The organism is Microcoleus sp. N9_B4, from assembly GCF_036701635.1.
In the GTDB taxonomy this organism is placed as follows: domain Bacteria; phylum Cyanobacteriota; class Cyanobacteriia; order Cyanobacteriales; family Microcoleaceae; genus Microcoleus.
Genome location: NZ_JAUBRC010000001.1, coordinates 187,442 through 201,551, shown reverse-complemented (window position 1 = coordinate 201,551; position 14,110 = coordinate 187,442). Strand labels below are relative to the sequence as shown.

Sequence of the window (14,110 nt, the reverse complement as noted above, 5' to 3'; positions counted from 1 at the left end):
CTGTTGACTGTTGACTGTTGACTGTTGGCTGTTGGCTGTGGTTATTAGTTATTAGTTATTGGTAGCAGATAACAACTAACAACTAACAACTAACAACTAACAACTAACAACTAACAACTGACTAATTAATCTAAGAAGCCCATTAATGCCGAGCTATCGTCAATTTCGTTTGAGGCAATTGGCCGATTACCTCCCATTGTGGAGTAAACTTCATCAATGTGAAGAGTGCTGACACCAATAGGGCGGGCACCGGACATACTGAACATTTCGCTGACTTGCATGGCGCTGGAGCCGATCGGGCGATTGCCGATTGTAGCAACCACTTCAAAGTCGCTGGATTCGACTGGGCGATTGCCTACAATGCCGTAGGTTTCGCTGAGGTGCAGGGTGCTAGTGCCGATCGGGCGGTTCCCCGACATCGAGACGGTCTCGCTGATGGTAAAATCGTCTGGGCCGACAGGGCGGTTGTCATGCATGAGTTGCGGCCGATACAGTTGGATTCCTGTTGCTTTGGCATCCGTGGGTGGTGTCGGTTGGCTTTTGGAACTGCCTTTACCGCGACGGGCGATCGCTTTGCCTTTGCTTGTACCTGTACTGCTCGTATCCATAATTCTTTTCCTCGCTTATTTTTGGGCGTTGATTGCTGGGTGCGGACAACTGCTTTTCTTGGCTTTCTGCTTGCTATTTCGGCCGATGATTAAAATAATATTACAAAGTCTAACTATTTTTTTAACCAAATTGCAGAATCCCGGCATTTTTGTTAAGATTTATGGGTAATAGCTACATTTTCCTATGGTAACTGCGGCAGCATCTTTTCAATTGCAAGCGCCCTTCCAGCCCACAGGCGACCAACCGCTAGCGATCGCCCAACTCGTCAAAGGCATCGAAGCCGGGGATCGATTTCAAACCTTACTCGGTGCCACAGGTACGGGCAAAACCTTCTCCATTGCCTCGGTGATTGAAAAAGTCGGCAGACCCACCTTAGTCCTAGCACACAACAAAACCCTGGCAGCTCAACTGTGCAACGAACTGCGTAATTTTTTCCCGAACAATGCAGTCGAATACTTTGTCAGTTATTACGACTACTACCAACCTGAAGCATACATCGCAGTCACCGATACTTTCATTGAGAAAACGGCAGCAATTAACGACGAGATCGATATGCTGCGGCACTCAGCCACGCGATCGCTCTTTGAACGCCGCGACGTAATTGTAGTTGCTTCAATTAGCTGCATCTACGGTTTGGGAATGCCGGCAGAATACCTGAAAGCGGCTATTCCTTTGCAAGTAGGAATGGAAGTCAACCAGCGGCAAGTTTTGCGCGATTTAGTCAACGTCCAATACAGCCGCAACGATATAGATTTAGGCCGAGGCAAATTTCGCGTCAAAGGCGATGTTTTGGAAATTGGCCCCGCTTACGAAGATAGAATTATTCGCGTTGAATTCTTCGGCGACCAAATCGATGCCATTCGCTACGTTGACCCCGTAACCGGTAAAATTATGGCAAGTTCAACGGCTTTAAATATTTATCCAGCGCGCCACTTTGTCACGGCAGAAGATAAATTAGAGGCAGCTTGTCAAGGAATAGAACTCGAATTAGAAGACCGACTGGCAGAATTTGAAAAACAGGGTAAACTATTAGAAGCTCAGCGAATAGAACAGCGCACGCGCTACGATTTGGAAATGCTGCGCGAGGTAGGTTACTGCAACGGAGTCGAGAATTATTCGCGGCATTTAGCAGGGAGAAATGCCGGGGAACCGCCAGAATGTTTGATTGATTATTTCCCGAAAGATTGGATGCTGGTGATAGATGAATCTCACGTCACAGTGCCGCAAATTCGGGGAATGTACAACGGCGACCAAGCGCGGAAAAGAGTATTGATTGAACATGGTTTTCGCTTGCCCAGCGCGGCCGATAACCGCCCTTTAAAAGCAGAGGAATTCTGGGCAAAAGAAAATCAGTGCATCTTTGTTTCTGCTACCCCTGGGGATTGGGAAATGGAAATATCGGAAGGCAGAGTTGCAGAGCAAGTAATTCGCCCTACCGGAGTAATAGATCCGACAATTTTCGTGCGCCCGACGGAAGGACAAATTGATGATTTGTTGGGGGAAATTAAGGAAAGAGTAAGTCGAGACGAGCGAGTTTTGGTGACGACTTTAACCAAGCGGATGGCGGAAGATTTAACCGAATATTTGCAGGAAAGGGCGATTAGAGTGCGGTATTTGCACTCGGAAATTCAGTCGATTCAACGCATCGAAATTATCCAAGATTTGCAGGATGGTAAGTTTGATGTATTGATTGGTGTTAACTTGCTGCGGGAAGGTTTGGATTTGCCGGAAGTTTCGCTAGTCGTAATTTTGGATGCGGATAAAGAGGGGTTTTTGCGATCGGGACGTTCGTTGATTCAAACGATTGGAAGGGCGGCGCGGCACGTTCAGGGACAGGCTATTTTGTACGCGGATAATATGACGGATAGTATGGTTAAGGCGATCGACGAAACGGATCGACGCCGGGGGATTCAGCTAGCGTACAATAAGATGCACGGGATTACGCCGCAGCCGATCGCCAAAAAGCGATCGAGTAATGCGATTTTGGCGTTTTTGGATGTGTCGCGCAAGCTGAATTCTCAGCAGTTGGAGGAGGTTTACGAACAGGTAAACGAGTTATCTTTGGATGAGATTCCTCAGTTAATCGGGCGCTTGGAAGCGCAGATGAAGGCGGCGGCTAAGAAGTTGGAGTTTGAGGAGGCGGGTAAATTGCGCGATCGGATTAAGCATTTGCGGGATAAGCTATTGGGACATTAAGGAAGAGTGGGAGGATATGATGTTCGATCGCATTACCTTCGATCCAAAAATTATGGGAGGAATAGCTTGCATTCGAGGAATGCGAATTACTGTTTCTTTGGTAGTGAGTTTAGTAGCAAATGGGATGAGTGTAGAGGAAATTTTGGCAGCTTATCCTTATTTGGAAGCGGAGGATATTAAAGTTAGTCTCCAGTATCAACTCTCAACCTCAATGCTATGAATGCACCCACTCGTTTAGAGTTTCCCATTGCTAAGGCGCAATATCTCTTCAGCAGTGCCACGGAAGCAGGAGTAGGCGGAGATAAGCAGAAATTCTGGCGGGAGGTAATGGGGTTTGAGTCACCGGAGGCGATTCGAGACGCAATTATAGCCCAAATCTCGCTAGAATTGTTACAGCCAGTCGGACAGAATGACTATGGAGAACGCTACCAAGCTATTATTTTAGTTACAGGGCGATCGGGAGTATCTTGGCAAATCCGTACAGGTTGGATTGTTTTATTTGGTGAAGATATTGCTAGATTTGTTACCGCATTTCCTCAACGCTTTGGGAGACAGCAATGAGCAAATTTCAGTTATTGGATGCAGTGACTTTAACCGAAGGAGTCGCCCTCGCAGATGGCGGAGTTGCACCGCCACAAACAGCCGGGGCGATTGTTGAGGTATTCAAAAAGGGTGAAGCCTATTTAGTCGAGTTATTTGGCGGATGGGTGAAAGCAGAAGTTGGCGGGGATTTTGTGCCTGCAACTCAGGATGAACCGGGCGCATTTATGGAAACGATTGGTGTTGAAACAGTTTATCCGCATCAGTTGCAATTAGTAAAATCTGCCGACGAAATGATGGGGATTCGAGAGCGTTTACTGTCGGTTTTAAATAATTTACCTGACGAGTTAGTGGCTGAAGTCTGCGATTTTGCGGAGTTTTTGCAGGAAAAACAGCAAAAAGTGCGATCGTATTAGGTAGCTGGCTCACAAATTTTCTCTACCTTTTTATTGCCAATGTCGATCGGGTTTGTTTCTTGAATCCGCCATTTAGCATAGGCGATAACTTCTTTAAAGTCTGCTTCTTCAAGTTCTGGATAAGTTTGGCGTATTTCTGCTGTGGAATAGTGAGACGCCATCATTGAGATGATAGTTTCAACAGTTATGGGTAAGTGGCGAATGCAAGGTTTTCCCTCCATGAATTCTGAATCGCAGGTAATTCTAGTAAATGGCTGGATATGTTCTTTACTACTCGTTTCAATTTCATTGTCCAGAATTACCATTCCAACTCCCGGAATAAAACGCACAGGCTTTGTGCCTTCGAGGGGGTCTACATCTCCCCAATCATAGGGAGGAATTTCATTATCGACGAGGTAAAGTTGACGCCAAGGCGATTTTGCCAATGCTTCCTCGGAAATGTCAGGAAAAAATATTAGCACTTCTGCGATGCCAACTGGAAAACCATTGAGTTTACTCAAGCCATCTATAATGGTGGCTAGGACGGATAAGTCTAGATGGTTGAGGTTTTCTGCTTTTTCGATCAGTTGGTATACGGTTTCAGGATTGAGTGTTTCGCCCACAGCTTCGACTAAGTTTTCGGGGGTGAAACCTCGACATTTCAAGTATTCGGCTAGTTGTAAGCGAATTGTACTCATGGGTTTAGTTGAGAAAGATTTTAGGGTGAAGTGCGATCGCCCTTTACCATTGTCGTATTTTTTGGATGGGAAGGGCGATCGTACTTTTTGTTAGATTCCTAGTCTATCCGTGACATATTCGCGATCGTGACAATCTGCATTTGATGAACCATCGTTATCCCAGTCATTTGGCTGCCAATCACGTTCGCGCCTCAAGTCATCTATTTCTTGTTGCTGTTCAAGGACTTTTTCCTCAAAGGATTGGATAGTTTTATCCTTAGCTTTGATAGTTTCATCCTTTGCTTCGTTTTCCTCAAGCAGACTGCGGTTCCACTCCGCCAAAGCGCGGTTCGATTTCGCCAAAGCGCGGTTCGACTCCGCAAAAACACAGAGGGTTTTCTGAGCCCGCCGAAGGTTGGTGTACAACGACTCGCATTGTGGAGTATAATTATGGGACATATATTTCAAAAGTTACGTTAACTTGTGGTGGTCTGAAGTTGAGATGTCAAACCACCGTGAGTTTGCTAGCTAAAGCAAGGCCTCTGTCTGAATCGTTACTTCAGGCGGGCCTTTTCCGTATCCGATATGATTTGCTATTGCAAAAACTACAAGACATTAAAGCGTTGTCTTTCTTACACTTGGGAATGTGAGGAAGTTTTGTTTGAGCTTGTATTTTAAGAATTTAACACTGAAAAAGTCACTTGTCAAGCGCTAAATAAGACCGTTTGTTTTCTTTATTACGGAGATTTAAACATCCGATTGCCCACATCCGATGCCACTTTAATCTAATACGCTTGAATAGTGCAGTCTACCGGGCTATGGGTAAAAGGGATGCCACAATAAACCTAAATCTCTATTAATAATTGCACGCCGCTTGAAGCGATAGCGGTCAGATATGGCAAGGGTTTCAGAAATATAAAAAAAAGGTCGATCGCCCAAAACACCACCCAAACCAACTACTTACTCAATACCGCAGCATCCGTACTGCTAGCAAAAGCCGGACGAATAAATTCCTCCTTCTCTTCAAGCGTGATGTAACCCTTATCTACAGCTAGCTGCATCACTTCCTCAAGAAAACTTCTCAGCGCATCTAATACGTGAGTGCGATCGCACTCAAAATGCTTTTCCTAGCCAATGGTAAGTTGGGCGAAGTGAAACGTAGGGTTCGTTACCTCAACCCAACCTACTAATATCAAATCGAGGTTAAAATTCCCCTCTATCTCTTAGTCCGCGCAGGCGGACTTTGTGTGTATAGAAGCGGTTTAAACCGCCGAGATATCTTACGGTGTAGGATTCGGATACTTAGCGTGCACCGCATCGATTTCCGAAACAATCTCCTTATCCAAATTCACCTCCAAACTACCGATATTTTCCTCCAACTGTTCGAGACTTGTTGCACCGATAATTGTGCTAGTCACAAACCAGCGCGATCGCACATACGCCAAAGCCATCTGCGCCGGACTTATCCCATGTTTCCCCGCAATCTCAACATACGCTTTCACCGCATCATTCAGATTAGTTTTATCGTAACGCTGGCCGAATCCCGCGAATAAAGCCAACCTAGAATTTTCGGGAATTCCATTCAAGTATTTACCCGTTAACAGCCCAAATCCCAAAGGACTGTAAGCCATCAATCCCACATTCTTAAAACGGCAAGTTTCTGCTAAATTTAGGTGAAATGTGCGATTGCTCAAACTGAAAGCATTCTGAATCGAAACAACCTTCGGCAATCCGTGTTTTTCAGCCAACGTGCAGAACTCGCAAACTCCCCAAGGCGTCTCGTTACTCAAGCCCAAATAGCGGATTTTCCCAGCTTTAATCAAGTCAGCAAATACCTCTAACTGTTCCAAAATCGGCACTGTTTCGTGCTCTTGGGCGATGTCGTAATCCGGCGCGCCAAATAAGGGCACGTAGCGATCGGGCCAGTGGATCTGATAGAGGTCGATGTAGTCAGTTTGCAAGCGCTTCAGGCTGTCATTCAGGGCTTTTTCGACATTTGGGCGATCGATCTGATTTTTCCCTTCCCGAATCCACTTTAATCGAGTGCTTCTCCCCGCTACTTTAGTCGCTATAATGACTTTATCCCGCTGCTGTTTCGCCAACCATTCGCCGATATATTCCTCTGTTTTTCCCTGAGTTTCCGCCTTTCCAGGGACGGGATACATTTCTGCCGTATCGATAAAGTTGATGCCTCTATCGATCGCAAAATCGAGCTGTTTGGCCGCTTCTGCAACGGTGTTCTGCTGGCCGTAAGTCATCGTACCCAAACAGATTTCAGATACTGATAAGTCGCTGTCGCCGAGTTTTTTGTATTCCATGACTTTGATTACTGGCAAAATATCTGATTCTATATTACAGAAAAAGTTTCATTTAGTTGCTCACTCAAAAAAAACGACGAGAGGCGCAGCTCTTCTGTAAAAAATATCCATTTTCCCTCTGCTACTATGCGCCCTCTGCGGTTAAAATATTTTAAAAGCTATTTGCCATTAAATGTTAATATAAATAATTAGGTTCCAATAGTTTATGAGTAACCGCCCGCCAAAAGTTCCCTTTGTAAATCTCTCCCTGCAACACCAACCAATCCAATCCCAAATAGCAGAAGCACTTAGAAAAATTATCCAGGCAGGAGATTTTATTTTAGGTCAAGCACTCGCCGAATTTGAAACAGCATTTGCAGCAGCTTCTGGAGTAAAATACGGCGTAGGAGTGGCTTGTGGAACTGATGCGATCGCTCTGGGACTCCAAGCTTGCGGCATTAATCCGGGCGACGAAATTATCATACCCGCTAACACTTTTATTGCCACCGCGATCGCCGTCCTCCAAGCCAAAGCTATACCTATTCTTGTAGATTGTGACCCGGAAACCGCCCTGATTGACCTCACAGCAGCCGAAACAGCAATTACCTCGAAAACTAAAGCAATTATCCCCGTACACCTCTACGGTCAAATGGTATCGCCTCGGCAGCTTTTAGATTTTGCCAATCGCCATGATTTAATCATATTTGAAGATGCCGCCCAAGCGCACTTAGCCGAAAGAGAAGGATACCGCGCCGGTGCCATTGGTAAAGCAGCAGCATTCAGCTTTTATCCCAGCAAAAACCTCGGTGCTTTTGGCGACGGCGGGATGTTAATTACTAATGATGCAGAGCTCGCAGAAAAAATGCGAACTCTCCGCAATTACGGAGCACCCAGCAAATATTTGCACACAGAAATTGGCACCAATAGCCGCCTCGACAATTTGCAAGCCGCCGTGCTCAACGTTAAATTGCCTTACTTAGAAAAATGGAATCGCGATCGCACCGCCGCCGCCCAACACTACGATACTCTACTAGAACCCCTGAAACACAAAGGCATTGTACCCATCGCCAACCACAGCAGCAGCGGTCACATTTATCACCTCTATGTTATCAAAATTACTGAGGAAAGCTCGTTAGCGAAGCCCTCGAAGAGGATCGACCGCAACACCCTTCAGGAAAAACTCGCCCAACACGGCATTCAAACAGGTATACACTATCCCGTACCTTGTCACCTGCAACCCGCCTACCAAAACTTAGGCAATCCCGGCGACTTCCCCCACGCAGAAACCCTGTGCCAACAAATTTTATCATTGCCAATGTATCCCGGATTGAGCAATACTCAGATCGAGCAAGTTGTTCGGGCGATCGTACTATCATTGAATTACTAACAGGGCTGTTTCATTCTCTTGTAGGGGTTGCCCCCCGTGGCTGCCCCAATCCCACCAAATGCCTAACAAATCGTGGATGGGTCGGGTCGGCATTCTTGGCACGACAAGAGTCAAAAGGCTGGTTTTCCTGAGAATGAAACAGCCCTGGAAATGCTAATTGTTCCTAAAACTTATGCTGCAGGTGTTTCAAGCAGTAGGGTGCGGTTCTCAAAGCGTATTTGTGGGGAATTAATAAATCTTTAACTGACAGTTCAAAACCCCAAAGCGTTGCGAATCCAGCGCGGCAATCTTAAAACTTCTCAAACCATGCACATCCAGCGCAAAATTCGCATTGTTTTCAAGCGATACCTCCTGGGGGAAGGTATCACGGTGCTCCTAGTGCTGCTGTACGCCCCCTTGCTAGTACACTGGTACGAGGGCTGGCTCAACAAAAACATCAGCCTCGAACACGAATATTTCAGCCACGGACTAATTGGTTTGCCCTACGCAGCTTATATTGCTTGGATGAACCGAAAGTGCTGGCGCAGCTTACCCAACTCACCGCATCCTTTGGGAGGCTTTTTGCTGGTACTAGCCACGCTTTTTTATCTGAGTCGCTTGAGCGATTTAGTAAATTTATCCCTCCCAATAATGCTGGCCAGCATTTGCTTATCTTTAAAAGGAATTCCCGGCTTAAAATTGCAGGCGATGCCGCTTTTGTTCGTATTTCTGGCCTCGCCGAACCACATTCCTTACCTCATAGAACCCTACGCCTTGCCCTTACAGCAATTCATTGCTGAAGCATCAGGCTGGATATTACTTAAGATTGGTATCAACGTGAGAGTGGAAGAAATTTATCTGTACGTAAACGAGCGCATTGTAGAAGTTGCTCCACACTGTGCAGGCTTGAAAATGCTGTTTACCAGTCTTTACGTCAGCTTAATTCTGCTGGATTGGACGGGAGTTTGGAGTTCCCGCAAAAAAAGCCTTTTGTTTTTAGTGATTACATCCATTATTAGCATCACTTCCAACATTTTTCGCAATACTTTGCTAACTTACTTTCACGGAACCAACAGAGAGGCGCTTTTTACTTGGCTGCACGCCGGATGGGGCGGAGATTTGTATTCTGCTTGTATACTAGGGTTATTGGTACTTCTCCTCAACGGGATGGAAAAGTATTTCCCCAATCAGTCTGGCAATTAATGAAACAGATGATTTCAGCACAGAAACTACTGCGGCGGTATCAATTATCTAAAATTATGGTACTGGTGTTTTTGCTGGTATTAGTTGGGGCAGTAGCAATTCCCGGCTACGCGACGGGAAGATGGCCTTGGACAAACCCGCCAACCCTTGCCAACCTCAAGCAATTAAGAAGTGTGCGCCAAAACGGGATAAAAATTCCTGGGTGGCAGGTTATAGCCGTTCAGAATAACGTCCAAATTGGCGCTCACAAATGGTTAGTTGAAGAAATTAAAAAGGATAAAACAATTGCCATTTTATTGCTGTTGCCTCAAAATTACCCCAAAAACCAGCCCCAAGTGGAATGGCTAGATATCGATGGATTTCACCGATGGCAAACCGATTCTCATCGCACTTTGAGGTTTACAGTTAAATTAGCACCAATACCCGACCAGCCACCGCCTACTGTCGAGGCGAGGTTTTTCCGAAGCTGGACTCCCCAACAAACTTTTGCTGTCGTGCAGTGGTACGCTTGGCCTAACGGGGGTTCTCCAGCAACCAGTCGCTGGTTTTGGCAAGACAGCATTGCTAGACTCTCGAACCGCCGCGCCTCTTGGGTTGCTGTCAGTATCATCCTTCCCATTCAACCGCAGGGCGATATTAAGATAGCTCAACCATTGCTGGAATCTCTTGCCGAAAGTGTCCAGGCTAAATTAATTACAGAAACTTTTCGGTTTGAGTAAGCCGGTAGGTGCAAATAAATCAGCCTAGGGCGTGGGCGAGTTTTGCCAAAATCAACTGCTTCCTAGTAAATATCTGGATTAAACTCCCCCCGAAAATATCTTATTGTTTTTTGTCGTCGCTATATTTAGATGAAACTTACCAGTCAGAGCATTATTCAAAATGTTACTTTTTTAAATCCTCTGAAAATGCGGGAAAAATCCACTATTAAAAATCGCCTCGCTTTTTCCTTGGTAGGTCTGTATTCAACTGCTTGGACTCTATCTTTTGCTGCTGTATTCTGGGGTTTTAATAGCAAAATTTTTTCGGAAACGGCTTTAGCTCAATCTGTTGTTCCTGGTTCCGAGCGACTTGTGGCACCACCGCCATTGCGTGTACCGCCGCCGCCGCCTGCCAATTTCAACCGGGATATTAACCCAGCTTTTCGGAATCGGCCCTACCGCCTGGGCCCGGGAGACCAGATTTCTGTTCAAGTTCAGCGCTTCCCAGAACTAGGTTTTACGGGTGCAATCAGCCCTGAAGGGGTAATTGTACTGCCGCTAATCGGAACAGTAAATGTGCGCGGTCTTACCGTCGAAGAATCACAGCAGCGCCTCCGGGAGCGCTTTGGCCAATTTATCAAAAATCCTCAAGTCTCGGCTGCTTTGCTGGTTCAGCGCCCCGTAGTGGTGACGGTGACGGGGGAAGTGGCCAGACCGGGTTTTTATCCGCTGCAAACCCCTCAGCTTCCTGCGGCTTTGGCGGCTGCTGCTGGGACTAATCCTACGGCGGAACTGCGGGCGGTGCGGGTGCGGCGGACTCTGCCGGGAGGTGCTGTCGCGGAGCAAGTTGTTGATATTTTGACACCGTTGCAAACTGGTATTGCTCCACCGGATTTGCGTTTGGAAGATGGAGATGCGATCGTCGTACCGTATAAACAGGTTACGCCCGATCGCAAATCCGATCGAGATTTAGCATCCAGGTACAGCCTCGCTGCTGCTGCTGTCCCCGTCCAAATCACTGTCACCGGAGAAGTCAGCAAACCTGGTTTTTACACGCTCCCGGCGGGTTCGGGTCGAATTTCGGCTGCTTTGGTGCTTGCGGGGGGAGTCACGGGAAAAGCCGATTTACGGGAGGTGCGAGTGCGGCGGACGCTGATGGACGGCTCCTCGGTGGAGGAACCAATCGACCTCTACACTCCCCTAGCAAACGCTAACGATTTGTTCGATTTTCCTTTGGCTTCGGGAGATGTGATTGTCATCCCGGAATTGGACGCTAGTAGCAAAAACCTAGACTACGACAAAGCTCTGGTTTCGCGGTCTACTCTGATTAAGCCCAGGATCTACGTTCGAGTTTTGAGTTACGCTAGTGGTGGTTTGACCTCGTTCTACGTAGAAAATGGCAGCAGGTTTTTAGATGCTCTCAACAACTTGCCTGTTAATCTTGCTGACTTGCGGAAAATAGCCCTGATTCGGTTCGACGAAAAGCAAGGTAGAGCAATCAACCGTTCGATAGATGCTAAAGCTGCGTTGGAGGGCAATGTTTCTCAGAACCCGATGCTCGAAGATAATGATGTGATTGTGATTGGTAGAAATTTGGTAGAGCGCATTGGTTATGTACTCAACACTTTTACTCGACCATTTCGCGATACTTTGGGATTTATTCTGTTCTTTGAGCAGTTGAGAAATGGGGTGACAAATCTGTTCGGTCCGACTAATAATGACAGGTAATCATTAGTTATTAGGAAGGGTTATTGGTTATTAGTTATTAGTTATTAGTTATTAGTTAGGATTTCCTCAAAATCAACAGTCAACAGTCAACAGTCAACAGTCAACAATCATTATGACTTTATCAGTTGTTAAACGTTATTTAATTGCTTTCGACCAATACAAGTGGGTGGGACTGGCTACTCTCGCGGTGACGGTGGGGGTGTCGGGAGTAGTGGCCCTGCAGCCAAAGCCGGCGCCAGTTTACGTTGCAATAGGTACGCTGGCCTACGACAGACCGAGCGTGATTTTTTCATCGACTACTACTAAAATTCAACAGGAAGGACAAGAAATAACTAAAGATATGCTGCTGGATACAAGGGTGGTTGAACCAGCAGCAGAAAAACTCATCCAACCCGAAGAAAAATCAAACAAAGAAGAAGCGGCAGAAAAAGTACAAGCTTTGGCTAAAAAGCTGGGAAAAGATGTGCAGATAAAGATGCCCAGTAAGAATAATGACCCCAGCGCTTTGATTCAAGTATTGTACAAAAATGCCGATCGCAAAAAAGCAGAAGCGGTAGTAAAGACGCTGATGTACGAAATGGTGGAACACAGCAAAAGTATTAATACTTCTAGACTGCGTGAGACGATCGCCCAAATTAACCAGCGTTTGCCGAAAGTAACTCAGGAACTTAGAGAGACGGAAGCAAAACTTGAAGCCTACGAAAAACGAGAAGGAACTTCAATTTTAGCAGCTCAGAGCGGTGCACTGCCGCAAGCGATTACCAGCAGCCAACAGCAGCAGCGGCAACTCCGCGTGCAGTTGGGAGGAATTGAAGCTCAAATTAACAGTTTGCAGGATCGTTTGGGATTGAATGTGGAGCAAGCTTACGTCGCTCAAGCACTCTCTGCCGATCCAATTATTGCCCAACTGCGAGTGCAATTGTTTTCGATCGAATCTCAGCTCAAAATTCTCCGCAGCGACTTGCAGGAGGAACACCCGAAAATTGTAGAATTGCTCAAACAAAAACTTGCTTTTGAGCAGCAGTTGCAGCAGCGGCAGTCTGAGGTACTAGGCGGTAACGGGGTGGCGGCCCCGCTCAGAAGTGCCGATCGAATTCGGGTAGACTCTTCTTTAGATCCGGCCAGACAGCAGTTAGCTCAAACTTTGATTGCTTTGCAAACGCAGCGGGATACGGTGCAACAGCAACTCCAAGGAATCGAGAAAACTGAACAAGAATTGCGTCGGGAACACGCGACAATCCCCAACAAGCAGTTAGAACAAGCCCGTTTGGCCCAGCAAGTGGCGTTCAAAAAAGCTCTCTACGACAAGATGCTGTCGGCTTTGGTAGATGCTGAGGCGGCGGTAGCTGAGACAACGGGGAGTTTGAGAATCGCCCAATTGCCGCAAACGGATGACGTTGAGTCAAACAAGAGAGGTTTGCCCGTGATGCTGGCGGTGGGCGGATTTGTGGGATTGCTGCTGGGCGGGGGGTTGATATTTTTGCTGGGGATGCTCAACGGCAAGTTTTACAGTTGGGAAGAAGTGCGGGCGGCTTTGGTGGAAAAAGAGGTGCCGATACTGGGAGTTTTGCCTGAAGTGACGGTGTTTGATTCCTACGGCGATGAAATAATGCCTCTGGCCCTGGAGGCAAATTCTCCCTATTTGGAATTTTACGAGCGGTTGCGTACTAATTTGCGCCGGATCGGGAACAAACCGGTGAAGGTGGTGTTGCTGACTTCGGCGGCGCCTTTGGAGGGGAAAAGTTTTAGTGCTTACAATTTGGCAATTGCATCGGCTCGATCGGGTAAACGGACTTTGCTAATTGAAGCAGATTTGCGATCGCCTTCTAACGTTGAATCTTTGAAAATTGCTGCTGATCCTTTGGCGACTGTGGAACCTTTGCACTATTACGGCAATATTAGCGAGTGCGTCCTTTTGGTTCCAGAGGTAGAGAACCTATACGTCGTGCCGAGTCCCGGCTTTTTGCGGCAAGCCTCGGCCGTACTAGAATCAAGCGAAATGCGGAGATTGTTTGAGGATGTTCGCAACCGCTTTGATTTTGTGGTTGTGGATTCTCCGGCTTTGAGCGAGTGCAACGACGCGCTGACGCTGGAACCGTACACGGACGGTATGATTTTGGTGGCGCGGCCTGGTTACACTTTGTCTAGTATGTTGTCTGAGGCTGCGGATCAGTTGCTGGAATCTGAGGAGGACGAGTCGCATAAATCTGGGCCGCGGCTGTTGGGAGCGATTATTAACGGTGCTGATATTCCGGTGAAGTTCCGCAACGATCTTGATGAATTGGAGTTGCCTTTGAGTGCGATCGGCGATCGGGCGATCGAAGTGCGATCGAGGCAATTACCGCAGCACTCAAAGCCTAAAAACAAGGCTATTAATAGTAAATTGAGCTAATTTATCGGG

General features: G+C 46.8%; 13 protein-coding genes. 9 read left to right on the top strand and 4 right to left on the bottom strand.

Annotation, left to right across the window (positions count from 1 at the left end):
* Positions 1-125 precede the first annotated feature (125 nt).
* A complete protein-coding gene (locus QUA43_RS00890; RefSeq protein WP_333370202.1) occupies positions 126-608 on the bottom strand; it encodes a hypothetical protein in 483 nt (160 codons plus the stop codon).
* A gap of 184 nt (positions 609-792) precedes the next feature.
* Here QUA43_RS00890 and uvrB point away from each other — a divergent pair, with 184 nt between their 5' ends.
* Genes uvrB through QUA43_RS00870 form a run of 4 tightly spaced genes read left to right on the top strand, consistent with a single transcriptional unit; the run spans position 793 to position 3,761 of the window.
* Positions 793-2,805 (top strand): excinuclease ABC subunit UvrB, encoded by a 2,013-nt coding sequence (gene uvrB / locus QUA43_RS00885; RefSeq protein WP_333370200.1) that lies wholly within the window; start codon positions 793-795, stop codon positions 2,803-2,805.
* Positions 2,806-2,821: 16 nt separating this feature from the next.
* A complete protein-coding gene (locus QUA43_RS00880) occupies positions 2,822-3,025 on the top strand; it encodes a DUF433 domain-containing protein (RefSeq protein WP_333241527.1) in 204 nt (67 codons plus the stop codon).
* Entirely contained in the window at positions 3,022-3,366 is a 345-nt protein-coding gene (locus QUA43_RS00875) for a DUF6883 domain-containing protein (RefSeq protein WP_333037912.1), read from the top strand. Before QUA43_RS00880 ends, QUA43_RS00875 begins: the two co-directional genes overlap by 4 nt.
* Positions 3,363-3,761 (top strand): DUF2281 domain-containing protein, encoded by a 399-nt coding sequence (locus QUA43_RS00870; RefSeq protein WP_333370198.1) that lies wholly within the window; start codon positions 3,363-3,365, stop codon positions 3,759-3,761. Before QUA43_RS00875 ends, QUA43_RS00870 begins: the two co-directional genes overlap by 4 nt.
* Here QUA43_RS00870 and QUA43_RS00865 read toward each other — a convergent pair.
* From QUA43_RS00865 to QUA43_RS00855, 3 genes are all read right to left on the bottom strand, one after another.
* Entirely contained in the window at positions 3,758-4,438 is a 681-nt protein-coding gene (locus tag QUA43_RS00865; RefSeq protein ID WP_333370196.1) for a DUF433 domain-containing protein, read from the bottom strand. The two genes, QUA43_RS00870 and QUA43_RS00865, sit on opposite strands and share 4 nt — an antisense overlap.
* 90 nt (positions 4,439-4,528) lie before the next feature.
* Positions 4,529-4,876 (bottom strand): hypothetical protein, encoded by a 348-nt coding sequence (locus tag QUA43_RS00860; RefSeq protein ID WP_333370194.1) that lies wholly within the window; start codon positions 4,874-4,876, stop codon positions 4,529-4,531.
* An 821-nt stretch (positions 4,877-5,697) separates the two neighbouring features.
* Positions 5,698-6,735 carry an NADP(H)-dependent aldo-keto reductase gene (locus QUA43_RS00855; RefSeq protein WP_333370192.1) on the bottom strand — a complete coding sequence of 346 codons (1,038 nt, stop codon included), beginning with the start codon at positions 6,733-6,735 and terminating at the stop codon, positions 5,698-5,700.
* A gap of 205 nt (positions 6,736-6,940) precedes the next feature.
* On the opposite strand from QUA43_RS00855, the gene QUA43_RS00850 reads away from it, so the two are divergent.
* The 5 genes from QUA43_RS00850 (at position 6,941) to QUA43_RS00830 (ending at position 14,101) form a co-directional block, all read left to right on the top strand.
* Positions 6,941-8,101, top strand: coding sequence for a DegT/DnrJ/EryC1/StrS family aminotransferase (locus QUA43_RS00850; RefSeq protein ID WP_333370190.1), 1,161 nt, complete (start codon positions 6,941-6,943; stop codon positions 8,099-8,101).
* 306 nt (positions 8,102-8,407) lie between these two features.
* Positions 8,408-9,283 (top strand): cyanoexosortase B, encoded by an 876-nt coding sequence (crtB, locus tag QUA43_RS00845; protein WP_333370344.1) that lies wholly within the window; start codon positions 8,408-8,410, stop codon positions 9,281-9,283.
* Positions 9,283-10,002 (top strand): cyanoexosortase B system-associated protein, encoded by a 720-nt coding sequence (locus tag QUA43_RS00840; RefSeq protein ID WP_333370188.1) that lies wholly within the window; start codon positions 9,283-9,285, stop codon positions 10,000-10,002. Before crtB ends, QUA43_RS00840 begins: the two co-directional genes overlap by 1 nt.
* Before the next feature lie 129 nt (positions 10,003-10,131).
* A complete protein-coding gene (locus QUA43_RS00835) occupies positions 10,132-11,709 on the top strand; it encodes a polysaccharide biosynthesis/export family protein (RefSeq protein WP_333370186.1) in 1,578 nt (525 codons plus the stop codon).
* 112 nt (positions 11,710-11,821) lie between these two features.
* The gene (locus tag QUA43_RS00830; protein ID WP_333370184.1) at positions 11,822-14,101 is read left to right on the top strand and encodes a lipopolysaccharide biosynthesis; all 2,280 of its coding nucleotides are present in this window, start codon (positions 11,822-11,824) and stop codon (positions 14,099-14,101) included.
* Positions 14,102-14,110: the final 9 nt, after the last annotated feature.

What these genes read in the sequence shown, in the direction of transcription:
- QUA43_RS00890 (WP_333370202.1), bottom strand. Translation starts at nt 608, where the DNA reads ATGGATACGAGCAGTACAGGTACAAGCAAAGGCAAAGCGATCGCCCGT.
- uvrB (WP_333370200.1), top strand. Translation starts at nt 793, where the DNA reads ATGGTAACTGCGGCAGCATCTTTTCAATTGCAAGCGCCCTTCCAGCCC.
- QUA43_RS00880 (WP_333241527.1), top strand. Translation starts at nt 2,822, where the DNA reads ATGATGTTCGATCGCATTACCTTCGATCCAAAAATTATGGGAGGAATA.
- QUA43_RS00875 (WP_333037912.1), top strand. Translation starts at nt 3,022, where the DNA reads ATGAATGCACCCACTCGTTTAGAGTTTCCCATTGCTAAGGCGCAATAT.
- QUA43_RS00870 (WP_333370198.1), top strand. Translation starts at nt 3,363, where the DNA reads ATGAGCAAATTTCAGTTATTGGATGCAGTGACTTTAACCGAAGGAGTC.
- QUA43_RS00865 (WP_333370196.1), bottom strand. Translation starts at nt 4,438, where the DNA reads ATGAGTACAATTCGCTTACAACTAGCCGAATACTTGAAATGTCGAGGT.
- QUA43_RS00860 (WP_333370194.1), bottom strand. Translation starts at nt 4,876, where the DNA reads ATGTCCCATAATTATACTCCACAATGCGAGTCGTTGTACACCAACCTT.
- QUA43_RS00855 (WP_333370192.1), bottom strand. Translation starts at nt 6,735, where the DNA reads ATGGAATACAAAAAACTCGGCGACAGCGACTTATCAGTATCTGAAATC.
- QUA43_RS00850 (WP_333370190.1), top strand. Translation starts at nt 6,941, where the DNA reads ATGAGTAACCGCCCGCCAAAAGTTCCCTTTGTAAATCTCTCCCTGCAA.
- crtB (WP_333370344.1), top strand. Translation starts at nt 8,408, where the DNA reads ATGCACATCCAGCGCAAAATTCGCATTGTTTTCAAGCGATACCTCCTG.
- QUA43_RS00840 (WP_333370188.1), top strand. Translation starts at nt 9,283, where the DNA reads ATGAAACAGATGATTTCAGCACAGAAACTACTGCGGCGGTATCAATTA.
- QUA43_RS00835 (WP_333370186.1), top strand. Translation starts at nt 10,132, where the DNA reads ATGAAACTTACCAGTCAGAGCATTATTCAAAATGTTACTTTTTTAAAT.
- QUA43_RS00830 (WP_333370184.1), top strand. Translation starts at nt 11,822, where the DNA reads ATGACTTTATCAGTTGTTAAACGTTATTTAATTGCTTTCGACCAATAC.